Annotated in this window: 18 protein-coding genes; 11 read left to right on the top strand and 7 right to left on the bottom strand. The window is 74.2% G+C overall.

The window, feature by feature from the left end:
* Positions 1–71: 71 nt before the first annotated feature.
* Together ACWD4P_RS16745 and ACWD4P_RS16750 are read right to left on the bottom strand one after the other, a co-directional pair.
* On the bottom strand, positions 72–2270 hold the full coding sequence (locus tag ACWD4P_RS16745; RefSeq protein ID WP_449780108.1) for a M4 family metallopeptidase: 2199 nt from the start codon (positions 2268–2270) through the stop codon (positions 72–74).
* Between the two features lie 496 nt (positions 2271–2766).
* The gene (locus ACWD4P_RS16750; protein WP_449780075.1) at positions 2767–5220 is read right to left on the bottom strand and encodes an ATP-binding protein; all 2454 of its coding nucleotides are present in this window, start codon (positions 5218–5220) and stop codon (positions 2767–2769) included.
* Between the two features lie 141 nt (positions 5221–5361).
* Between ACWD4P_RS16750 and ACWD4P_RS16755 the strand changes: the two genes are divergently transcribed.
* The gene (locus ACWD4P_RS16755; RefSeq protein WP_449780076.1) at positions 5362–6273 is read left to right on the top strand and encodes a hypothetical protein; all 912 of its coding nucleotides are present in this window, start codon (positions 5362–5364) and stop codon (positions 6271–6273) included.
* A gap of 42 nt (positions 6274–6315) precedes the next feature.
* Here the strand turns inward: ACWD4P_RS16755 and ACWD4P_RS16760 are convergent, their stop codons facing one another.
* Complete coding sequence (locus ACWD4P_RS16760) at positions 6316–7233, bottom strand: LysR family transcriptional regulator ArgP (RefSeq protein ID WP_449780077.1); 918 nt, start codon at positions 7231–7233, stop codon at positions 6316–6318.
* A gap of 69 nt (positions 7234–7302) precedes the next feature.
* Between ACWD4P_RS16760 and ACWD4P_RS16765 the strand changes: the two genes are divergently transcribed.
* Positions 7303–7926, top strand: coding sequence for a LysE/ArgO family amino acid transporter (locus ACWD4P_RS16765; protein ID WP_449780078.1), 624 nt, complete (start codon positions 7303–7305; stop codon positions 7924–7926).
* Positions 7927–8017: 91 nt separating this feature from the next.
* Here ACWD4P_RS16765 and ACWD4P_RS16770 read toward each other — a convergent pair whose 3' ends face one another.
* A complete protein-coding gene (locus ACWD4P_RS16770) occupies positions 8018–8836 on the bottom strand; it encodes a hypothetical protein (RefSeq protein WP_449780079.1) in 819 nt (272 codons plus the stop codon).
* A gap of 102 nt (positions 8837–8938) precedes the next feature.
* Between ACWD4P_RS16770 and ACWD4P_RS16775 the strand changes: the two genes are divergently transcribed.
* The 3 genes from ACWD4P_RS16775 (at position 8939) to ACWD4P_RS16785 (ending at position 12088) form a co-directional block, all read left to right on the top strand.
* Complete coding sequence (locus ACWD4P_RS16775; RefSeq protein ID WP_449780080.1) at positions 8939–9157, top strand: hypothetical protein; 219 nt, start codon at positions 8939–8941, stop codon at positions 9155–9157.
* A 385-nt stretch (positions 9158–9542) separates the two neighbouring features.
* Complete coding sequence (locus ACWD4P_RS16780) at positions 9543–10724, top strand: cytochrome P450 (protein WP_359830444.1); 1182 nt, start codon at positions 9543–9545, stop codon at positions 10722–10724.
* Between the two features lie 158 nt (positions 10725–10882).
* On the top strand, positions 10883–12088 hold the full coding sequence (locus tag ACWD4P_RS16785; protein WP_449780081.1) for an alpha/beta hydrolase family protein: 1206 nt from the start codon (positions 10883–10885) through the stop codon (positions 12086–12088).
* Between the two features lie 136 nt (positions 12089–12224).
* Here the strand turns inward: ACWD4P_RS16785 and ACWD4P_RS16790 are convergent, their stop codons facing one another.
* Complete coding sequence (locus tag ACWD4P_RS16790) at positions 12225–13829, bottom strand: FAD-dependent monooxygenase (RefSeq protein ID WP_449780082.1); 1605 nt, start codon at positions 13827–13829, stop codon at positions 12225–12227.
* Positions 13830–13887: 58 nt separating this feature from the next.
* On the opposite strand from ACWD4P_RS16790, the gene ACWD4P_RS16795 reads away from it, so the two are divergent.
* The 5 genes from ACWD4P_RS16795 (at position 13888) to ACWD4P_RS16815 (ending at position 20273) form a co-directional block, all read left to right on the top strand.
* Entirely contained in the window at positions 13888–14529 is a 642-nt protein-coding gene (locus tag ACWD4P_RS16795; protein WP_359831408.1) for a TetR/AcrR family transcriptional regulator C-terminal domain-containing protein, read from the top strand.
* Positions 14530–14730: 201 nt separating this feature from the next.
* Positions 14731–15555, top strand: coding sequence for an ABC transporter ATP-binding protein (locus tag ACWD4P_RS16800; RefSeq protein WP_449780083.1), 825 nt, complete (start codon positions 14731–14733; stop codon positions 15553–15555).
* Entirely contained in the window at positions 15555–18098 is a 2544-nt protein-coding gene (locus ACWD4P_RS16805; protein WP_449780084.1) for an ABC transporter permease, read from the top strand. Before ACWD4P_RS16800 ends, ACWD4P_RS16805 begins: the two co-directional genes overlap by 1 nt.
* A gap of 259 nt (positions 18099–18357) precedes the next feature.
* Positions 18358–19665, top strand: a complete 1308-nt coding sequence (locus ACWD4P_RS16810) for a sensor domain-containing protein (RefSeq protein WP_449780085.1) — start codon at positions 18358–18360, stop codon at positions 19663–19665.
* Entirely contained in the window at positions 19629–20273 is a 645-nt protein-coding gene (locus tag ACWD4P_RS16815) for a response regulator (RefSeq protein ID WP_449780086.1), read from the top strand. The genes ACWD4P_RS16810 and ACWD4P_RS16815 overlap by 37 nt, the downstream gene beginning before the upstream one ends.
* Positions 20274–20344: 71 nt before the next feature.
* Here ACWD4P_RS16815 and ACWD4P_RS16820 read toward each other — a convergent pair whose 3' ends face one another.
* Together ACWD4P_RS16820 and ACWD4P_RS16825 are read right to left on the bottom strand one after the other, a co-directional pair.
* A complete protein-coding gene (locus ACWD4P_RS16820; protein WP_449780087.1) occupies positions 20345–21034 on the bottom strand; it encodes a hypothetical protein in 690 nt (229 codons plus the stop codon).
* Entirely contained in the window at positions 21031–21576 is a 546-nt protein-coding gene (locus tag ACWD4P_RS16825) for an RNA polymerase sigma factor (RefSeq protein WP_449780088.1), read from the bottom strand. The genes ACWD4P_RS16820 and ACWD4P_RS16825 overlap by 4 nt, the downstream gene beginning before the upstream one ends.
* A gap of 361 nt (positions 21577–21937) precedes the next feature.
* Between ACWD4P_RS16825 and ACWD4P_RS16830 the strand changes: the two genes are divergently transcribed.
* Entirely contained in the window at positions 21938–22768 is an 831-nt protein-coding gene (locus ACWD4P_RS16830; protein ID WP_449780089.1) for an SAM-dependent methyltransferase, read from the top strand.
* The last annotated feature ends 342 nt before the right edge of the window (positions 22769–23110 follow it).

Below are 23110 nucleotides of genomic sequence, written 5' to 3' on the forward strand. Positions count from 1 at the left end.
AAGAGGGTGCCTTCGCCGACCGGATCACCTCGGTGCTCTGTGCCGCTCTGTGCCGCTCGGTGCGGGCGCGGTCAGAAGATGAGCTTCCAGCCGTCGAGGTGGCCGGAGTCGGTGCGGTAGGTGTCCTGCATCCGGAGGCGCCAGGTGCCGTTGGCGGGCTGGGCGGAGGCGTCCACCGTGTAGGTCTCGATGACGTTGGCGGCCGAGTCGCCGAGGTTGCCCTTCTTCAGCGGGTAGACCGTGCCGTCGGGGCCGACCAGGTCGATGACCAGGTCGCCGCGCCAGGTGTGCTTGATGTCCACACCGACCTTCAGGTCGCTCGGGGCCTGGCCCGGGATCCGGTCGATGACGATGTCCGAGAAGACGGCCGGGCCCCCGTCCGGGATCTGCAGGGGGGTGGTGTTCGCGAAGATGCCCCGCGAGACCTTCCAGGTGAACGTGGTGGAGACCCGGCTGTTGTGGGAGCCCTTGGCGGTGACGGTGACCGTGTACGTGCCGGTCAGCGCCGGGACGCCGGTGATGCGGCCGGTGACCGGGTGGAGCGTCACGCCGGTGGGGAGGCCGGTCGCGTGGTAGGTGACGATGCCGGGGTTGAAGTTGGCGGCCTTGACCTGGAGGTCGGCGGCCGCGCCGATCGCGGTGATCTGGTTGTCGACGGGGTCCAGCAGGATGCCGTCGACGACGCGCGGGCCGACGTTGATGGCCGCCCAGGCGTTGGCGGTGTTCTGGTAGGTCGCGCTGGTCGGCCCGTAGAGGTCGGCGGCGGCCTTGAGGGTGGCGGTGCGGGCGGCCGCGTAGTTGGTGGACGAGGTCATGTAGGTGGTGAGTGCCCGGTACCAGATCTTGGCGGCGGCGTCCCGGCCGATGCCGGTGACGGGCAGGCCGTCGGAGGTCGGGGAGTCGTAGGTGACGCCGTTGACGGTCTTGGTGCCGCTGCCCTCGGAGGCCAGGTAGAACCAGTGGTTGGCCGGGCCGGAGGAGTAGTGGACGTCGATGGAGCCGAGGTCGGCCGACCAGGAGTCGCGTGACTTGCCGTCCTTGGAGGGCTTGTCCATGTAGCGCAGCGGGCTGCCGTTGCCCCGGATGTCGATCTTCTCGCCGACCAGGTAGTCGCCCTTGTCCTCGGCGTTGTCGGCCCAGAACTCGATGGCGGCGGCCATGATGTCGGAGGTGGCCTCGTTCAGCCCGCCGGACTCGCCGCTGTAGATCAGGTTCGCGGTGGCGGAGGTGACGCCGTGGGTCATCTCGTGGGCGCCGACGTCGATCGAGGTCAGCGGCTGGATGTTGTTCGTGCCGTCGCCGTAGGTCATGCAGAAGCAGCTGTCGGACCAGAACGCGTTGACGTAGTTCTTGCCGTAGTGGACCCGGGTGTAGGCGCCGACGCCGTCGTCCTTGATGCCGTTGCGGCCGTGGACGTTCTTGTAGTAGTCCCAGGTGAGTTGGGCGCCGTAGGCGGCGTCCACGGCGGCGGTCTGCCGGTTGGCGACGGTGCCGTCGCCCCAGGTGTCGGTCGGGTTGGTGAACAGCGTCCGGGTGCCCGTGGTGCCGTTCAGGTCGTAGGTGCTGTGGCCGCCGCGGGTGTTGTCGGTCATCGCGAAGCCGTTGCCGGACGCCGCGGTGCCGATGGTGACCTGGCCCGAGTACTTGCTGTTGCCGATGCCGGTCTCGATGCCCTGGTACTCGAAGATCTTCTTGCCGGAGTTCGCGTCGGTGATGACGTGCAGCTCGGAGGGCGTGCCGTCCTCCTGGGTGCCGGTGACCACCGTCTCCCAGGCGAGGCGCGGGGTGCCGGACCCGGCCCAGACCACCTTGCGGGCGTCGTCGGCCGCGGGCTCCGCGACCTTCGCGCTCCCGGCGCTGTCGAGCGCGAGGCCCTTCGCCGCCTCGGCGCTCTCCTTGGGCGTGGTGTCGACGGCGATGTCCGCGTCGGTGGCCTTGGTGACGCCCTTGGTGGAGCCGTCGGGGGCGGTGTGGACGACCAGGTCGCCGCCGAGGACGGGCAGTCCGTCGAAGGTGCGCTCGTAGCGGGTGTGCAGGGTGCCGTCGGCGTCCTTGGTGACGCCCTTGACGACCAGTGCCTCCTTCGCGCCGAGGTTCAGCGCCTCGGCGGTCTTCGCCAGGGAGGCGTCCGCCGAGGCCAGCAGCGCGCCGCGCTGCTCCGGCGACAGCTGCACCGGCAGCGCGCCGGCGAGGGCCTGGACCTCGGCGGGGGCCTCGGCGGGGATCTCGGCGGCGGTGGCGACGCCGGACGTCAGAGTAGCCATGATCATCGCGGCGCCTGCTATCAACGCGCCTGCCGCGGTGGTCTTTCCGGGGGATCGAGTCACACTGAACTCCTTCTGCGACGGCCGGGTTTCGGGTGGCCGGAGTCAGCCGGGCGGCCGAGGGTGACGTCGCCCGGTAGAGCTGGTGGTTCGAACGGGTGGAACGGTGTCCGACGTGAATCGCCGCGTCGGATGGTGCGCGGGCGGCCGCAAGGGGCTCTGCGGCGATGGGACGGTACAGTGCCAGCTTTGGTGGGAACACGTCACCCCGTGTGGCAACAGTTGGCCGAAATGCTTCGCCACCGACGTAATGCAGAGGTAAATGACCGTCAGAAGACGGGCAATGCGCGGGAAAAACAGGCGGGCGCCACGGACGCCCCCACCGCCCGAGCCGGCCCGGCCCGGGCGGTCGGTGGGGCGGCGAGGTACTGGCGTTCCTCCTCGGTGACGATCACCCGGTCGACCGTGGAAGCCCAAGTCGCCCTGAGGGCAGGGCCGCAGGTCAGCGCCGCGGCCCTCGCGTCCTCCCGGCGGGTTCGCCGCGCTGCTCGTACGTCCACACGGCGAGCTGGGTGCGCGAGGCGAACCCCAGCTTGCCCAGGATGTGTTCGACGTGGTTCTCCGCGGTGCGCTGCGCGATCGTCAGGCGTGCCGCGATGTCCCTGTTGCTGAGGCCCTCGGCGACCAGCTCCGCGACCTGGCTCTCGCGTTTCGTCAGCCCCGGCACCTCGGCCGCGTCGTCCAGGACATGGGTCATCGCCTCGTCCACGGTGGCGCGCGCGCCGCGGCGGAACTCCCGGTCGAAGGCGGCGGCGCCCAGCGCCTCCCGTACCGCGGCGTCCAGGCGCAGGTGCTGGGCGCGCATGAACGGCGCCGCGCCGAGCCGCCCGCCCAGCGACTCCCACAACAGGTGCAGCACGCCCAGGAGCCGGGCCGCGCGCCGCGGGGCGTCCCGGGTGCTCCAGGCGATGACCTCCACGCACATGGCGACGTCCCACCAGTCCTGGAACGGGCGCAGCCGGGCGATGGCCGCCCGGGCGTGGGTGACCGCGTCGGCGGGTGCGTCGGCGCGCAGGGCCAGCAGCGCGCGGGCGAGCAGGGCCATGCCGTGCAGCCAGGACTCGCCGTGCGCGCGGGCGGCCGCCTCGACCTCGCCGCACGCCTCGTCGGCCGCGGCGGCCTCGCCTCCGCAGGCGTGGGCGATGGCGAACTTGACCCGGCATTCGAGGGCCGCGTCGAGGCAGCCCAGCGCGCGGAACTCGGTGCGTGCCCGCGCGAACAGCTCGGCGGCGCCCGTGAAGTCCTCGCGCCAGACGGCGAGGATGCCGTGGTGGTGCCACACCCACGCCGTCTCCCGCCGGTGGCCGCCCCGCCGGGCCGCGGCCTCGCACACGGCGAGCGCGTGCCGCACGTCGGCGTCCGGGTCGCCCTGCAGGATGCGCAGGTACGTGTCGGTGACCAGGGCCTGGACGTGGACGGCGGCGTCCGGGCCGTCCGTACCGTCACCGTCACCGTCGCCGTGCGCGCGGTCGGCGCCGTCCGGGGCGCGGTCGGCGGCGAGCAGTTGCGACAGCCAGTGGCGTCCCTCGGACAGCAGCCCCGCCGTCATCCAGTAGTGCCGGGGGGACACCGCCAGGGCCAGGCCGGCCCGCGCCCGGCCGGGCCGCTCCAGGCAGAACTCCAGGGCCGCGCGCAGGTTCGGGTGGTCCAGGCGCAGGTGGGTGAACCAGTCGACCTGCCGGGGCCCGAACCACTCCCGCCCGGCGCGTGCGGTCAGTTCGGCGTACCGGTCCCGGTGGCGGCCCCGCAGGGTGTCCAGCGAGCCGGACGCGGTCAGCCGCTCGTGCCCGTACTCCCGGACCGTCTCCAGCATGTGGTAGCGCGAACGTCCGCGCAGGTGACGGCAGTTGACGATCGACCGGGCGACCAGGCCGTCGAGGGCGTCGAGCAGGGCGGCGGGCGGCAGTTCGGCGTCCGCGCAGACCCGTTCGAGGCTCTCCAGGTCGAAGCCGCCGCGGAACACCGAGGCCCGCTCCCACAGCAGCCGCTCGGGGCCGGTGCACAGGTCGTGGCTCCAGTCGATCAGGGCGCGCAGGGTGCGCTGCCGGTCGGCGGCGACGCTGCTGCCCCCGGTCAGCAGGGCGAACCGGTCCGTGAGCCGCTCCAGGATCTCCTGCGGCGTCAGGCTGCGGATCCGGGCCGCGGCCAGCTCGATCGCGAAGGGCAGGCCGTCCAGGCGGCGCACGAGCTCGGCGACGGCGGCGGCGTCGGACCCGGTCAGGGTGAAGCCGGGCAGGACGGCGGCGGCCCGGTCGACGAACAGCGCGACGGCCGGATTGCCGCTCAGGGCGCGTAGGTCGCGATCCGCCTGCGCGCCCGCGCCGGGACCCGCGCCCGCGTCCGGCCCCACGGCGGCGTCCGGCCCCACGGCGGCGCCCGCGTCCGGCACCGGCAGAGGCTTGACGGGGAAGACCTGTTCGCCCGCGATGCCGAGCGGCTGCCGGCTCGTCGCCAGGACGCGCAGCCCGGGCGCGGCCCGCAGCAACGCGTCGGTGAGGCGGGCGCACGCGTCGATCAGGTGCTCGCAGTTGTCCAGGACCAGCAGGGCGCGCCGCTCGCGCAGCCGGGCGGCGAGGAGGGCCGCCGCATCGGCGCCGGGGTGCCCCGGATCCGCCACGTCGAGGGCGCCGAGGACGCTCGGTGCGAGCAGCTCCGGGTCCCGCAGGCCGGCGAGTTCGACCACGTGCACGCCGTCGGGGAAGGCGGAGCGCGCCGTGTCCGCCGCCACCCGCAGCGCCAGTCGGGTCTTGCCCACGCCGCCCGTCCCGCTGAGCGTCACCAGGCGCGCGCCGGAGAGCAGCCGGGCGATCCGGGCCGTCTCCGCCCGCCGCCCGATCAGCGGCGTCAGTTCACCGCCGAGGCCGGCGAACGTCCCCGTGGCTGTCCCCGTTCCCATGGGTGGCCATCCTACGGACGCGCGGTGACGGTGACGGGACCGCGGTCGGACGGGAATTGAGTAGTTCTCCCGTTGCCCCGCGCGCCGGCCCGCCCGAGACTCGACGACGCGGTATCGGACGGGTCAGGTGAGGTGTGTGGGGTGTCGGCAGGCAAGGCGGCGGAGGCGGAGCGGACCGGGCGGCTGGGGCAGCGGGTGTGGACCTACCAGGGTGCCTATGCGCGCAGACCCCTGATGGCGATGTTCCTGTTCCTCATCCTGTTCGGCGTGCTGTGCACCCTCGTCGGAAAGTACTACGACGAGGACGCCTCGTTCCGCCTCGCGTTCTGGGCGATGCCCGGGGCCGCCGTGGCGTCCCTCGCCCTGTGCGTGCGGCACTCCCGGATCCGGATCCGGGAGTACGAGCACGGCTTCGAGCTGCGCCGGCCGGGGCGCCGCACGCTGCGGTACGCGTGGCAGGAGGTCGACTCCGTCGAGTCGACCCGGGTGTCCGTGCGCGTCAACTTCGCGCACTCCCACGACGTGCTCAAGACCGTGATCCGCCCCCGCACGGGCGGCCGGATCCGGCTCAGGGGCCTGGACTACATCAGGGTCCGCGAGGAGAGCGGCTTCTGGAGGATGATCTCGAAGCCGTACCCCACGACCGGCGCGGGTTTCGTCTCGGACGCGGCGCGCGCCGTCGCCGAGGCCCGTGCGCGGCGCCTCCTGGACGAGCTCGGCGCGGGCGGCGCGTACCGCTGGGGCGCCCTCACCTTCACCGCCGAGGGCATGACGCTCGCCCCCTTCCCCCGGCCGCTGCCCTGGTCCCGGATCGCCCTCGTCTCCGCGGGCCCCCACGACGGCGTTCGGCTCGACGTCCGGGGACTGGCCGCGCACGTCGGCAGCCGGGCCCTGTCGGGGCGGGCGACGAAGGCGGGCTACCGCACCGAGGGGGACCGGCTGGAGGTGTTCGTGCCCGTCCGCCGCCCCGGATCGGACTACCTGGCGCTGGACATCCTGCTCGCCCACGGTCAGGCCCTGGACGGCGGGCGGGACGAAGCACCCGGGCATTGACGGGCGCGGCCCGCCCGGCAGGGACCGGCACGCCCGGCACGGCTACGCCCGGCGGCGGGCGGGCCCGGGGAGCAGGGCCTCGGTGGCGGCCGTCGCGACGACCTCGGCGACCGTGGACAGGGCGGGCGAGTCCAGCTTCCACTGCTGCCAGTACAGCGGTACGTCCATGGGCCGGCCGGGCGCCAGTTCCACCAGCCGGCCGGACCGCAGCAGCGGCCCGGCCTGCGGTTGCGGTACGAGGCCCCAGCCGAGGCCGGCGGCCACCGCGTCCCGGAAGCCGTCCGAGGCGGGCACCAGGTGGCGGATCCGCCCGGCGCCCGACCGCCCCCGGGTGAGGGACCGGACGAACTCGTCCTGGAGGTCGTCCCGCCGGTCGAAGACCACGGTGGGGGCGTGGCACAGATCCTCGGCCAGGTCCCCGGTGAGGTGACGGGCCGCGAACTCCGGTGTGGCGGCGGCCAGGTAGCGGGCCAGTCCGAGGGGCCGCACGGTGCAGCCGGCCACCGGGTCGGGTGAGGAGGTGACGGCGGCCATCACCTGGCCCTCGCGCAGCAGGGCGGTGGTGTGGGACTCGTCCTCCCGGTGGAGTTCGAAGCAGATCGGCGGGTCCTGCGGCACCCGGGTGAGCGCGGGCAGGAACCAGGTCGCGAGGGAGTCGGCGTTGACCGCGATCGGGACCCGGGCGGGGCCCTGCTCGGCGGCCAGGCCCAGTTCGGCGCGGGCGTCGCGTTCCAGGCGGGCCAGTTGGCGGGCGAAACGGACCACCACCTCGCCGGACTCGGTGAGCCGTACGGGCTTGGTCCGTATCAGCAGGACGCGCCCGGTGCGCTGTTCCAGGGCCTTGACGCGCTGGCTGACGGCGGAGGGGGTCACGTGCAGGGCGGCGGCCGCGGCGTCGAAGGTGCCCTCGTCGACCACCGCGAGCAGGGTCCGGACCTGGTCCAGGGGAAGTTCGTTCATAAGTACGGCTAAGGTTACTTCAGAATCTTTACCTGTACTCATCCATACGCGGTCCATACGGTCGAGGCTATGAACAGCAGCGCCATCGCCGCCGTAGCCGCCGGATTCGGTACCGGGCTCTCCCTCATCGTGGCCATCGGGGCCCAGAACGCGTTCGTCCTGCGCCAGGGCGCCCGCCGGCACGCCGTCCTCGCGGTCGTCGCCATCTGCGCCGTCTCGGACGCGGCACTGATCGCGCTCGGCGTGACGGGGGTGGGCACCGTGGTCACCGCCTGGCCGGCGGCGCTGACCGTCGTGGGCCTGGTCGGCGGGGCCTTCCTGCTCTGCTACGGATTCCTGGCGGCCCGACGGGTGCTGCGCCCCGATCCGGCGGCCGCGCTCACCGGCGGCGGACCGGCGGCGGGATCCGTCCGGCGAGCGGTCCTGACCTGCCTGGCGATGACCTGGCTGAACCCGCACGTCTACCTCGACACGGTGCTCCTGCTCGGCTCGCTCGCCTCCGGCCGCGGTGACCTGCGCTGGGCCTTCGGCGCGGGCGCGACACTGGCCAGCCTGTGCTGGTTCGCCGCCCTGGGCTTCGGCGCCCGGCTGCTGAGCGGCGTCCTGTCCCGGCCGAAGGCCTGGCGGGTGCTGGACGGTGTGGTCGCGGCGACCATGCTGGTGATGGGCGGGATGCTCGTCGCCGGGGCCTGACGCGACCCGGCCCCCGAAGGGGCGGGGCCGCCTGCGGCCGGCCGAACTGCTGGAGCAGCGGATCGGCGGCTTCCGGGCCCCGAGCCGGCGGCTATCCGCCCCGTCGCCGGTCGGCCATCGCCCGCACCTCGGCCAGGGCGCGCGCGTGGTCGACCGGTGGCGGCCGGAACCGCCCGGCGCACGCCCGTACGTGCTCCTCCCAGCGGTCCTGCCAGAACTCCACCGTCCACCCCGGCCACCGCTGCGGCACCTCGTACGCCTCCGCCGTCGCCCCGAGCGTCCACCAGCCCACCCGCCGCCGCAGCGGATCGACGTGGACCCCGGCCTCGGCCGGCACCCGGCACACACCGTGCTCGGGGCCGCCGGCCAGCCGGTCGAGCAGTGCGGGCCCCTCCCGGACCGGATGATCGGCGCCGGTCGCCACCACGTGGCAGCGGTCCGGCCCGACGGTGACGACGGCGGCCATCGGCTCCGGGTCGGTCAGCTCCTCGTCCCCCGGTCCGATCGGTTGCCCGGCCAGGACGCCGGCGGCGCGGTCACGCACCTGCTCCGGGTCCAGCCCCAGATGGGTCCGCAGCTCCGCGGGGCCGTCGTAGACCCACCGCACGTCCCAGCCCGCCCACGCCTCGCGCAGCAGCTCCAGCGTCGCGGCCCGGTACCGCAGCACGGTGCTCGGCCCCTCCCAGGCGAACAGCAGCAGCACCTTCCGGCCGAGGTCGATCAGCGCCGCCCCCTGGCAGAGCACGTCGTCCAGCCACCCGTCGTCCGCCGGCAGGCTCCGGACCGTCGGGAGCACCCGCCCCGGCCCCGCCAGCAGGTCGAGGTCGAGCCCCACCGCCCCGAACCGGGACAGGTACAGCTCGTACGCGCCGCTCTCGCGGACGACGACGAAGTTCGCACGGTCGGCCATCCGCCCAGGATGGTCGACACCTGTCCTGTGTCAAGTGGCCTCGACCATGCACCAGGTGATCTTGACTGGCGCGATCGAACCCGTTGTCACTACGGTCGGCACATGGGAGAACTGCCAGAGAGTGTGGACCGCGAGGTCCTGGACCGCTGCATCCTGGACCGTCGGATCGGCCCGGCGCTCCGGATGATCAGGGACGCGTCCGGCTGCAGGCTCAACGAGGCGCTCGGGATCTTCACCGCGCGATACGAAGAGCTCCGCCGTGACCGGCCGGACGATTTCAAGCTGAGCCGTGAGGAATACGCCCACGAGGTCTACACCTGATCCACGGCCGTCTGGCCGGTCGAACTCGTCCGGCACGCGGCCGTGACCGCCTGTCAGGGGACGGCCCGGAGCTGCCGGCCGACGTGCCCCCTGATCGATCACGAGACGGTGTTCGAGGCGGGACTCGGCCGCAAGCTGGACGGTCTGTCCCCGCGCGTCACGGCGTGAGCTCTGCCCTGGCGGGGGCCGGGGGCCGGGGGCCGGGGGCCGGGGGCCGGGGGCCGGGGGCCGGGGGCGGCTCCGGCTCGGGGGAGGGGGTGTGCGGGAGGCTGCCGTGCGCCCGTGCATCGCACGGGATCGGGGCCGGGGGGCGCAGCGGCGCGCGCACCTGGGTATCGGGAACCGGGTATCGACAACTGGGTGCCGGGTGGCCGCGGGAGGTCCCATGAGTGAGCAGGAAGTGCCGCCGATCTCGATCTTCTACCGTCGTGACGGGTTCGACCCGGGCCCGGCACTGGGCGAGGCCCAGCGGGAACCGGTCCGGCGGGTCCGGGACTTCTGGCTGCACCGGGTCGGCGAGTACTGGCTCGTCACCCGGCACGCCGACGTGCGGCGCGTGCTGGCCGACCACGAGACCTTCGCGATGCACGACCCGGAACGCGCCCCGGTCCTGCCGAACGAGCTCCTCAACATGGACGCGCCGGAGCACACCCGGCTGCGCCACGTCCTGACACCGGAGTTCACCGGGAAGCGGATCCGCTCGCTGGATCCGATGATCCGCACCCTGGTCGGCGAGCTGATCGACGCGATGGAGGCGCGGGGGTCCGCGGCGGACCTGATGGACGACTTCGCCCTGCCGCTGCCGCTCGGGGTGATCTGCGGGATGCTCGGCGTTCCCGACCCCGACCAGGGGCAGTTCCACCACTGGTCCCGCACCACGCTGGACCTCGGACTCCCCATGGAGGAACGGCTCGCGGCCGGCCGGGAGTCGCACGCCTACATGGCCTCGTTGGTCGCGGAGAAGCGGCGCAGCCCGGACGACGGGATGATCGGCATGCTCGTCCGGGAGCACGGCGGCGAGGTGTCGGACTCCGAACTGGTCGGCGTCTGCGAGGTGTTGCTGCTCGCCGGGCACGTCACCGTGTCCAACACGATCGGTCTGGCCGTGCTCGCGCTGCTGTCGCACCCGGAACAGGCCGACCGCCTGCGCGCCGCCGACGACGGCGATCCCGTGATCGACACCGCCGTCGAGGAGCTGCTGCGCTACCTGTCCGTGTCGAGCACCGCGATGGCCCGGACGGCGCGGCGCGACACCGAGATCGGCGGCGTGCCGATCAGGGCCGGTGAGCAGGTCGTCTGCCAACTGCCGGTCGCCAACCGGGATCCGGCCCTCGGCCCCGGGATGGACCGCCTCGACATCGGACGGACCCCCGTGTCGCACGTGACCTTCGGGCACGGCCTGCACCGCTGCCTCGGCGCGCCACTGGCCGGCGCCGAACTGCGGATCGCGCTGCCCGCGCTCCTGCGGCGGCTGCCCGGCCTCGCGCTCGCGTGTCCCGTCGAGGAGGTGCCCTACCGGGTCAACAACGAGGTCTACGGCCTCCACGCGCTGCCCGTCACCTGGTGACGGGTGACGGGTGACGCCGGCCCAGAGCCGCCGCCCCGGGCCCGCCCGCCGCCCAGGGTGGAGACGCGCCCGCCCGAGCGGCGGGTCCGTCCGGCGGCTGAGCGGGTTACGCCGCGGGCAGGACGCGTCGGCGTGGGCCACGCACCTAACGTGGCGTCATGTCGACGACTCCCCGGTGGCGGACCGCCACCCTGCTCGCCGTGCCCCTGGCCGTCCTCCTCCCGCTGGCCGGCCCTCGGCTCGCGCTCGCCGCCTCCCCGGCCGGGGCGCCGCCCGCCGTCGCGGCCCCGTCCGGCCCGTCCGGTCCGTTCGCCGGTGCGGCGGCCGGGGCGCCGCAGGTGCCGGCGCCCACCACGCACCGGCCGATCGGTGCCGCTGCGGTGCGCCTGGTGGACACCGGCCGGCACGATCCCTGGCGGCCGGACGCTGCCGCCCGCGAGCTGATGGCCACTCTCTGGTACCCGGCGCGGTCCGCACACGGCGAGCAACTGCCGTACCTGTCCCCGGAGATGTCCACCGCGCTGTACGGCACGCCGGAGCTCGGCACGGTCCGGACGGGGGTGCGGGCCCGCACGGTTCCCGCGCCCGGGCGGCACCCCCTGGTGGTGCTCTCGCCCGGCTTCGGCTACGACCGTTCCTCGCTCACCGCCCTCGCCGAGGACCTCGCGGCCCGGGGCTACGTGGTGGCCGCGCTGGACCACACCTACGAGACGGTCGTGCAGTTCCCCGACGGCCGGGTGGAGCCCTGCCTGATCTGCGAGGACGTGAACGCCGAGCGGGCGGCCGAGGTCATCCGCAGCCGGGCGAGGGACATCGGCTTCCTGATCGACCGGTTGACCGCGCCCGGTCCCGGGCTCGTCCCCGGGCTCCGGATCGACCGCGACCGGATCGGCGCGGCCGGCCACTCGATCGGCGGCGCGAGCGCCGTCGAGGCGATGCGCGAGGACGGGCGGATCCGCGCCGCCGCCAACCTGGACGGCGACTTCTTCGTCCCGCTCCCGGCCGGCGGCCTCTCCCGCCCGGTGCTGCTGCTCGGCGCGCAGCGGCACGCGGGGGAGTCCCCGACCGCGAACTGGGACGAGGCCTGGCGGCACCTGAGCGGCTGGAAGCGCTGGCTGGACCTGCCGGACGCCGGCCACCTGTCGTTCTGCGACGTGCACTGGCTGGTGGACGCCTTCGGCATCCGTGACCAGCTGCCGCCCGAGAGCGTCCCGGAGCAGTACGGCACCATCAAGGGCGGCCGCGCGCTCGCCGCCACCCGGGCGTACCTCGGCGCCTTCTTCGACCGGCACCTGCTCGACCGCCCGGGCCGGCTGCTGGACGGGCCCTCGGCGGCCTACCCGGAGGTCCGCTTCGCCAAGTAGGCGGCGGGCTCCGGGGGTTCGGCCGACCCCGGTCCTTCCGCCCGCCGGTCCTCCGGCTGCCGTGAACCGGTGGCCGGAGGACCGGCGGCCGGGCTCCGGGGCCGGAGCCGCCCTCGAAGGGTGCCCCGCCCCGCCGCTACCGGTGGGCGAGCGTGGCCGCGACGGCGGCGCGGGCGGCCTCGTACGGGTCGGCGTCGGTGGTCAGCCAGCCGAGGTGGCCGTCGGGGCGGACCAGGGCGGCCGTGACCCCGGACCAGGCGGTGCGCCGGCCCGGTGCGCCGTGGTCGGCCGGCGGCGCGGTGTGGACGTCCAGGCCGGGTGTCACGTCGTGGGCCAGGGCCGCGAGCGGGGACGGCGCGCCGGGGGCGGTGGCGAGGTCGAGCAGGACGTAGCCGCCCCGGCTCCGCAGGGACAGCAGCGTGCCGCCGCCGTGGACGGCGAGGTCGGGGGCGCGGGTGCCGGTGAGCGGGTGGGCGCCGGTCGGCTCGGCGGGCGGGTAGCCGGCGCCGAGCCCGGAGGCGCGCAGGGCCAGGGCGTCGGAGAACTCCGGTACACCGGTGATGAGTTCGCCCAGGAGCTCGCGCATGGCGAGGTTCTCCGGGGTGTAGCTGGTCATCAGGCCGGTCTGGGCGCTGGTGCTGCGCAGCAGGTCGGCGCCGACCGGGTGGCGTTCGGTGTGGTAGCTGTCGAGCAGGCCCTCGGGGGCGGTGCCGGCGAGGGTCTGGGCGAGCTTCCAGCCGAGGTTGCCGGCGTCCTGGAGGCCGACGTTGAGGCCGGGGCCGCCGGCGGGGAAGTGGGTGTGCGCGGCGTCGCCGGCGAGCAGGACGCGGCCGTGCCGGTACTGCTCGGCCTGGCGGGTGGCGTTGCCGAAGACCGAGATCCAGTGCGGGTCGCGCATGCCGAGGTCGGTGCCGGCGATCCGGCGGACCCGGGTGCGCAGTTCCTCGATGGTGGGGACCTCGGGCGGCTCCTGGACGCTGTCGGCGTCGTTGCCGACCACCCGGTGGAGGCCGCCGGGCATGGGGAAGACCATGACGGCGCCGTGCTCGTTGGAGGTGGAGGGGTGGGCGGGCGGTGCGTCGAGGGTGACGTCGGCCATCCAGGCCCACCGGGTGGCGGGGGTGCCGGGGAAGCCGATGCCGGCGGCGGTGCGCACGGTGCTGCGGCTGCCGTCGCAGCCGACCAGGTAGGCCGCGCGCAGCTGCCGGTGTCCGGCCGGGGTGTCGACCTCGACGGTCACCGCGTCGTCGTGCCGGGTCAGTCCGGTCACCCGGTGCTCGCGCAGCAGGCGGACGCCGACGGCCTCGGCGTGGGCGGCGATGAGTTCCTCGGTGCGCACCTGCGGCAGGACGAGGGTGAACGGGTAGGGCGTGTCCAGCTGGGAGAAGTCCATCCGGGTGGTGAGCGCGGCGAAGTGTCCGCTGGGCACCCGGAGGCCTTCGGCGAGGAAGGGCGCCACCAGCCCCCGGGCGGCGAACAGTTCGAGGCTGCTCGGGTGGACGGTGAGGGCGCGGGAGTGCGGGTCGGGCTCGGCCCGGGTCTCCAGCACGGTCACGTCGACGCCGTGGAGCCGCAGTTCGCAGGCGAGCCAGAGCCCGACCGGTCCGCCTCCGGCGATGACGACCTCGTGCGGGGTGTCCCGTGCGGTGCCGGGCGTGGCGGTCGCGGTGGCGGTGCCGTGTGTGGTGGCGGTGGCCTGCGTCGTGGTGCCGGGTGCGGTGCTGTGCGTGCCTTCGGACATGGCGAAGCTCCCCTTCTTGGTCACTGACCAATGACGATGCCTCCAGTAGACTAGGTCAGTGACCAAGAAGCAAACCCCGACCGCCCCCCGGGCCCGGCTCGACCCGGCCGCCGTGGTGCGCGCGGCGCTCGAACTGCTCGACGAGAAGGGCGCCGACGCCGTCTCCCTGCGCGGCACGGCCGAACGCCTCGGCGTGCGGATGAACACCGTGCTGTGGCACGCCAAGACCAAGGCGCGGCTGCTGGAGCTGATGGCCGAGGCGATCGTCGCCGGGGTCGCGCTCACGGACCTGCCCGAGGCCCCGGACGAGCGGGTGCGCGAACTGGCCCGCCGGTACCGCCGCAGCCTGCTCGCCCACCGCGACGGCGCCCTCGTCGTCGCGGGCACCTACGCCGCCGAGCCCGCGACCCTCGCCTTCGCCGAGCAGGTCGTGGCGGCCCTGCTCCGCGCCGGACTCGACGAACGCCGGGCCGCCTGGACGTTCTGGAGCATCCAGTACCTGGTGCTCGGCCTGACGCAGGAGGAGCAGGCGCTCGACGCCTCCGGCGAGGAGCACACCCTCGGCCCGGCCCTGGCCGCCGGGAGCTACCCCGCGCTCGACCGGGTGGTGCCGCACCTGGAGGACACCGCGTTCGACGAGCGCTTCGAGTTCGGCCTCGACCAGCTGCTCCGCCTCCTCGACACGGCCGACGGGTCGTGACGGGCAGGTCGTGACGGGCGCGGAGTGACAGGCAGGTCGTGACGGGCTCGGCGTGACCGGGGGAGGGCAGGAATCTCCGGCGCGGAGGTGGAGAAAGTTCTACTCCGGATACGCCAAGCAGTGTCAATGTGCCGAACCGCCGCCGTTCCTAGCGTGGTCACCAGCTCGCGCGAGGTGCGTGACCCGGTGGTGGGAGTTCGAGTGCAGACTCAAGGGATCGGTCAGGGGACGGCGGCCGTCCGGCTCGTGGCGGTCGAGAAGACGTACGGCAGGGGCGACAACGAGGTGGCCGCGCTCAGGAAGCTGAGCATGACCTTCGACAGCGGCAGCTTCACGGCCGTGATGGGCCCCTCGGGATCGGGCAAGAGCACCTTCCTGCACTGCGCCGCCGGTCTGGTCCGGCCCACGTCGGGCCGGGTGCTGGTCGGAGACACCGACCTCGCGTCCCTGGACGACGTGCGGCTGACCAAGCTGCGCCGCGACCGGATCGGCTTCGTCTTCCAGTCGTTCAACCTGCTCCCGGCGCTGACGGTGACGCAGAACATCGAGCTGCCGCTGAAGCTGGCGGGCCGGCGTCCGAACCGGGCCCGGATCCTGTCGGTGGTCGACCGGGTCGGGCTCGCCGACCGGGTCGGCCACCTGCCCGGACAGCTCTCCGGCGGCCAGCAGCAGCGGGTGGCGATCGCGCGCGCCCTGGTGACCCGGCCCGCCGTGGTCTTCGCCGACGAACCGACCGGCGCGCTGGACACCCGGACGGCGGCGGCCGTGCTCGACCTGCTGCGCGAGTCGGTGACCGCCGACGGGCAGACCCTGGTCATGGTCACCCACGACCCGGTGGCCGCCTCGTACGCGGACCGGGTGGTCTTCCTCGCGGACGGCCTCTTCGTCGACGAGCTGCACCGGCCGACCGCCGAGGCCGTCGCCGCGCGGATGACCCGGCTCGGAGCCCGGGACGGCGTGGGGGCCGGAGCGCGGGACGGCGCGGTCGCCGGGTTCTCCGCCGTACGGCCGGGGGGTGAGCGCTGATGCTGCTGCTGGCCCTGCGCACCCTGAGGTTCCGTAGGACGGGGTTCATCGCCACCTTCGTGGCGATGTTCCTGGGCGCCGTGATCATGACGGCCTGCGGCGGCCTGCTGGAGAGCGGCGTCCGGATGGCGGCCCCGCCGCAGCGCCTGGCCGGCGTACCGATCGTGGTGACCGGCCAGCAGACGTACGGCTCCGCCGCGCTGACCGAACGCGACCGGATCGACCCGGGCGTGCTCGACCGGGTCAGGGCGGTTCCGGGCGTCGGCGCGGCCGTCGCCGACCTGTCGTTCCCCGCGACCCTGGTGGTGGGCGGCAGGCCGGTCGGCGCCGGCTCCACCGGCCGCAACTGGAGCAGCGCCGAGCTGACCCCGTACACGCTGACCCGGGGTACCGCCCCGGGCGGCGACCAGGTGGTGCTCGACGCGAAGCTGGCGGCCGACGCGGGCGCCGCGGTCGGCTCCGGCGTGCAGCTGACCGTGCGCGGCACCGTCCGGACCTTCACCGTCTCCGGCATCGCCGACCAGGACACCGGCTGGTCGCTCGCGCCGAGCCTGTTCCTCTCCGACGCCCAGGCCCGGCAACTGGCTGGATCCGGCGGACGGTTGGACTCCGTCGGTGTCCTGCCCGCGCCCGGCGCCGACCTCGCGGCGCTGCGGCGGGACGTGGGAGCGGCGGCCGGATCCGACGCGGTGGTGCTCACCGGCGAGCGGCGCGGCCTGGCCGACCTGCCGGGCGCGCTCGCCGGCGGGCGGACCGTGATGATCCTGGCGGCGGTCTTCGGCAGCTGGACGGTCCTGATCGTGGTGTTCGGCGTCGCCTCCACCCTCGGCCTCTCGCTCCAGCAGCGGGCGCGGGAGATGGCCCTGCTGCGGGCGATCGGCACCACCTCCCGGCAGCTGCGCCGGATGGTCCTCGGCGAGACCGCCGTGCTGTCGGTGCTCGCCACCGCGTCGGCGGTCGTGCCCGGCTCCGTCGTGGGTGAGCTGCTGTTCCGGCAGCTGGCCGGCAACGGCGTGGTGTCCGAGGGGATCGCCTTCCGGCAGGGCTGGATACCGGTCACCGCCGGCGCCGCCCTGACGATCGCGGCGGCCTTCGGCGCGGCGCTGTTCGCGGGGCGCCGGGCCGCGCGGACCGAGCCGGTCGCGGCGCTCGCCGGGAGCACCCCGCAGAGCGGGTGGCTCACCAGGCCCCGTCTGCTGCTGGCGCTGTTCCTCCTGCTCGACGGCGTGGCGCTGGCGGTCGTCACGGCCACGGTGATGACCGACGGTCCGACCCTGGCGAGCACCGCGGGGCCCGCCTCCGTCCTGTTCGCGATCGGCCTGGCGCTGCTCGCCCCGGGGATCACCAGGGCGGTCGTGGTGGCGCTCGGCCGGCCGGTCCGCGCGCTCTCCGGGCTCTGCGGGGAGCTGGCGCTGCGCAACACCACGGCCGACCACGTCCGGACGGCCGGCGCCGTGGCCCCGATCGTGCTGCTGATCGGCATCGCCACCGGCACCCTGTACATGCAGTCCACCGAGGACCACGTCTCCGCCGGGAGCCGGGCGAGCGGCCTGTCGGCCGACTACGTGCTCGCCTCCTCGACCGGCGGCTTCGCGCCGGGCGCGGTCGGCGCGGTCCGCGCCGTCCCGGGCGTGGCCGGCGCCTCCGAACTGGTCGGCTCCACCGGCTTCGTGGACTCCGCCGGCAGCGGCACCACCGTGGACCTGCGCGGGGTCTCGGCCGAGGGAGCCCGGCAGACCCTGGCGCCGGAGCCGCTGAGCGGATCGATCGGTGACCTGCGGGGCGACACCGTGGCGCTGTCGGAGAAGCAGGCGAAGGACTTCGGCGTCCGCGTCGGGGACACCCTGAGGATCCACTTCGGCGACGGCGCCGCCGCCGGACCGAAGGTCGTGGCGATCCTCGCCGACACCCCCCGGGAGCGGTACCTGCTGCTGCCCTCGGACGTGCTGGCGCCGCACACCACTGCCGGGCTGCCCACCCGGATCCTGGTCCGGGCGGAGGCCGGGGCCGACCCCGCCCGGATCCGGTCCGGTCTCGACGACGTGGCGGCCGCGCTGCCCGGCACCGCGATCGCCGACCGCTCCACGCCCGGCGGCTCCGTGCCGGCCGGCTCCGCCGCCGTCGGCTCCGAGGACCGGATCCGGCAGATCCTGGTCTCCTCGAACTACACCATCGTCGCCATGATCGTCGGCTACGCGGCGATCACCGTGGTCAACAGCCTGGTGGCGGTGACCCGCAGACGCCGGGGCGAGTTCGGCCTGCAGCGCCTGACCGGTGCCACCAGGGCCCAGGTGCTGGGCATGCTGGGCGTCGAGGGCGCTCTCGTCGCCGTCGTCGCGACGGTCCTCGGCACCGCCGCCGCGGCGACCACGATCGTGCCGTACAGCCTGGTGAAGGCCGACTCGGTGCTGCCGAAGGGCCCGATCGGCATCTACCTCGCGATCGTCGGCGGTGCGCTCGCCCTGGTCCTCGGGGCGACGCTGCTCCCCTCCTGGCGGGGCATGCGGACCCCGCCGATCGAAACGGCCAGGTCCGGGGCCTGACCGGGACCTGGCCGCTCCCCTCCCCGGCACGCCCGCCGCGCCGGGGAGGGGAGCGGCCCCGGTGCGGGCTCACCGGGCCGGCCGTCGACCCGCCACCGTCGTTGAGGCCCGCGGAACGTGACGGATCATCGGCATGTCCGACGATCCGTCCAGCTGATAGGTTTTGCACGTACGTACGAACAAGACCGGATCGCTGCTGTCACGAATGGACGATCGCTCAGGTGTGCTTCCCCCACCGCCCTTCCCCCCGCGAGCCCCGGTGAACGCCGGGAACGGAGCGCGAGGGTTCCGGGTCCGGCTCCGCCGGGCCGGCGCCGACCTGGTGGTCGGTGTGCTGATCGCCCTGGGCGCCGTGCTCTCGTTCGGCCTCTTCCTGGTCACCGCCTACTTCGTGATCCTGTTCGTCATCGGCATCGGCGCGATGATGCTGCCGATCGTCACCACGTGGGTCCGCCGGCTGTGCGACGCCTACCGGCGCGCGGCCGCCCGGGCCGGCGTCCCGGTCGCCGTCCCCTACCGGCCGGAGCCCCCGGAGTTCGAGAAGGACATCGTCGGCTGGATCCGGCGCTGCAAGTGGATCCTGACCGACCCGGCCACCTGGCGGGATCTCCTCTGGCTGCTGCTCAACTCGGTCGTCGGCATGATCGGGTTCCTGCCCGCCGCGGTGCTCTACTACGTCCTCGAAGGGCTGGCCCTGGCCCTCGGCCTGTGGCGGCCCGTCCTGCGGGCGCGGGGCACCGGGCGCGAGTACTTCTTCGTCCCGGTCCACAGCGGGCCCACCGCCCTGCTGGCCGCTTCGGCGGCGGCGGTGCTCTTCGTCGCCTGGGTCCGGTACAGCCCGCTCTTCCTCACCGCGCACGCGCACTTCACCCGGCTGCTGCTCGGCCCCACCGAGAGCTCCCGGCTCGCCCTGCGGGTCCGGCACCTGGCCGAGACCCGGTCCGGCGCCGTGGAGACGGCCGCCGCCGAACTGCGCCGGATCGAACGCGACCTGCACGACGGTGCCCAGGCCCGCCTGGTCGGCCTCGGCCTGACCCTCGGAGCGCTCGAACGCCACCTCGGCGGCGAGTCGGACGAAGCCCGCAGACTGCTGCGCGACGCCCGCGCCTCGTCCGTGTCGGCCCTGCGCGAACTGCGCGACCTGGTGCGCGGCATCCACCCCCCGGTCCTCGCCGAACGCGGCCTGGCGGACGCGCTGCGCGCCCTCGGCCTGGCCAGTCCGCTCCGGGTCGAGGTGGCGGTGAGCCTCCCGGGCGAGGTGCCGCCACCGCTCGAATCCGCCCTGTACTTCGCGGTGTCCGAGCTGCTGACCAACGCCCTGAAGCACGCCGACGCCGAGCACGTCGAGGTGACCGTCCGGCACGACGGGGCCGTGCTGCGCGCCCGGGTCGTCGACGACGGCCGCGGTGGCGCCGACACCGCCCGGGGAACCGGCCTGCACGGCATCCGCCGGCGACTGGCCTCCTTCGACGGAACCCTCGGCATCAGCAGCCCGACGGGCGGCCCGACCGCGATCGAGATGGAGATACCGTGCGCGTTGTCCTCGCCGAAGACCTCTTCCTGCTGAGGCAGGGGCTGATCCAACTCCTGGACGCCTACGGCTTCGAGACCGTGGCGGCCGTCGACAACGGCCCCGACCTGCTCGCGGCCGCCGCCGGGCACCGCCCGGACATCCTGATCGTCGACGTCCGGCTGCCGCCGACCTTCACCACCGAGGGCCTCCGGGCCGCCCTCCAGGCCCGGCGCGAGCTCCCCGGGCTCCCGATCCTGGTGCTGTCCCAGCACGTCGAGCAGATGTACGCGCGGGAACTGCTCGCCGACGGCACCGGCGGCATCGGCTACCTGCTCAAGGACAGCGTCTTCGACAACGAGCAGTTCATCGACGCCATCCGCCGGGTCGCGGCCGGCGGCACCGCCATGGACCCCGCCGTGATCTCCCAGCTGATGGTGAGCCACGCGCGCGACCAGCCGCTCGGCTCGCTCACCCCGAGGGAGCGCGGCGTCCTGGAGCTGATGGCCGAGGGCTGCTCCAACACCGCCATCGCGCAGCGCCTCTTCATCACCGAGGGCGCGGCGGCCAAGCACATCTCCAGCATCTTCGCCAAGCTCATGCTGGCCCCGGACAGCGACAGCAACCGGCGCGTGCTGGCGGTCCTCGCCTACCTCAACGCCTGAGCGGAGCGGCCCGGTCGGCCCGACCCACCCGGCCCGGTCGGTCCGGTCGGTCCGCTCGGTCCGGTGGGGGCTCAGCGGTGCCGGGTGTGGACGGAGGCGTGGGCGAGGTCCTCGGCGAGGGTGGGGGAGGGCTGGGGGATCTCGCCGTGGTCCTCGTCGTCGGAGTCGACGGGGAGCTGGTGGACGACCGCGGCCACCCGGGCGGGCAGGCGCAGGGTCAGGCCGTCGTGGCAGGCGGCCAGGGTGTCGGCCCAGACCTCGGGCGGCAGCGGGCGCCCCGGCCAGGGGGCGGCCGGGCGCCGGGGCTCGGCCGCCAGCCGGTCGGCCTGGCTGCGCCAGTAGTCGGAGTCGCGGAACTCGCCGCGGCTGGCGTGCAGGAAGGACAGGCAGCTCGCGGCGGTCGGGCTGCCGCCGCCGGCGGCGAACTGCAGCCAGAACTGGCAGCCGTCCTCGTGCCCGGTCAGGTGGAGCAGCGCGGCCAGCACGAGCGCGCCGCCGGGGTGGATGTGCTGCCGGTTGCCGGTCAGGGCCTTCAGCGAGTCGGCGGCCTCCGGCTGGGCGATGATCAGGGTGGCGGCGAGGTCGAGTTCGTGGCGGGCCTGGAGGTGTTCGGCGCCCAGGGGGGAGCGGGCGCGGACGAGCCGGCGCAGGTCGGGGACGGACACGCCGTCGGGCAGCGGGACCGGTCGGTCGGGTTCGGCGTCGTACCAGTGGTCCCGGTTCCAGGGCGTGGTTGCCCGGCGGTCGTGTCCCCGTGTCACTGCATGTCCCCCATGGTGGTGTCGGCGCCGAGGAGCCGGCGCAGCTTGGTCAGGGCGTGGCTGGTGGTGGTGCGGGCGTTGGTCTCCGAGATCCCGAGGTAGGCGGCGATCCTCGGGTAGTCGAGGTCCAGCATGTAGCGCAGGACGACCAGGTCGTGCTGGCGCTCGGGCAGCCGCAGGATCGCTTGGTAGAGCTCCTCGTAGTCGTTGTCGAGGTTCTCCAGGCTGACGCGGGCCTGGATGTGGGCGTACCGGACGGCGAGGATCCAGGGCGGGGCCTGGCCGGCGCCCAGTTCCCGTTCGGCGATGCAGTTCTTGGCGATCCTCCAGGCCTGGGCCTCGGCGTCGGGCTGCTGCAGGATCCCGAGCCAGTGCAGCCGCAGCTCCCGGTGGATGCTGCGGACCGCCCGCTCGACGAGCTCCGGGTCGTGCAGCCGCTCCTCGGCCATTCCGCGCCAGGTCTTCTCGTGGGTCTCGCAGAACGCGCGGTACGAGACCTCGTGAGTGGGCTGCGTCACTGCCCACTCGTCGTCACTGGTCAATGATCCTCCTCGTCGACCCTGGGGACGACGTCCGGCCGGCCCCGGGTCGGGAACGGTGGGGGTGGGGTGGAGAACGGCCGTCCTCCGTGCATCCATCCAATCGCCCCGGGGTGACCAATGTGAAGGCAATCACAAAAAGGCTTATACGACCTGACAATTGACGATAAGTTAGCTGATGATCTGTCATGTTCGATCGCAAACCATTCACCCCGGGAGTCGGGCCGGTGCTTGATTGCCCGCGACGGGGTGTGGGCATAGTGAACGATGGTCCGCGCCAGGGGTTCGCCACCCCCCGTCACGGGGTCGGCGGCGCGCGCCGGTCCGCGGGCCCGACGACACCGCCGACGCAGGGGGAAACCGCATGGCAGCAGAACAGCACGACGACGCCGTCGCTCCGCCGGAGGCCGAGGTCAACCTCGCCATCCACCGTCCGCACTCGGCGCGGATCTACGACTACTTCCTGGACGGCACGACCAACTTCCCGGCCGACCGGGAAGCCGCCGGGCACGCCCTCGCCGTCTTCCCACAGGCCCCGGCCGCGGCCCGCGCCAACCGGGCGTTCATGCACCGCGCCACCCGGGCGCTCGCCCAGAGCGGCGTCACCCAGTTCCTCGACATCGGCACCGGCATCCCGACGTCGCCCAACCTCCACGAGGTCGCCCAGCGGATAGAGCCGCGGGCCAGGATCGTCTACGCCGACAACGACCCGATCGTCCTCACCCACGCCCAGGCCCTCCTGCGCAGCAGCCCCGAGGGGCGCACCGCGTACGTCCAGGCCGACGTCCGCGACCCCGGCGCCCTGCTGGACAGGGTGCGCGCCACGGACGTGCTCGACTTCAGCCGGCCGATCGCGCTCAGCCTCGTCGCCCTGCTCCACTTCGTCCCCGACGGCGCCCACGAGATCGCCGCCACCCTCAAGAACGCGCTGTCGGCCCGCGGCTCCGCCCTGGTGATCAGCCACTTCACCCCCGACTACGCTCCCCAGTACGCGGCCGGCATCGAAAAGGTCTACCGCGACAACGGCAACCCGGTCCGCGCCCGACCCCGTGACGAGTTCGCCGATTTCTTCACCGGCTGGGACCTCCTCGACCCCGGCATCACCTCCACCCCGCGCTGGCGCCCCGAGCCGGACACCAAGCCGGTCACCGACGCCGAGGCGTCCTGCCTCGCCGCCGTGGCCGTCCGCCCGTGACCAGCCGCTGAATCCAGTCTGGCAGGCGGCCGCCCCCGATGTGAAAAGCCGCCGTGAGGAATTCCCGCCGACGAACTCCCGGCCGGCGGAGGCGCGTTGGCTGGTCCGGGGCGGCGGATCCGTGCGGCGGTGTACACCGGCCGAGCCGCGGTGACACCTCCCCGGGCCGCCCGGCGGCCCGGTCCGCGTCGAACGCCGGCCGGTCCGCCGGGCGCCGCGCCCGTCGAGGCCCCGGCCCGCCCCGCCGGGGAGCCGGTCGAGCGGGGCCCGCCCCGTGTGCTCCCCGGCGCTCGGCCGCCTGTGTGCCCCGCTCGGGCCCCGCCGCCCCGCCCTGTCGGGGCG

The organism is Kitasatospora sp. NPDC002543 (assembly GCF_053594915.1).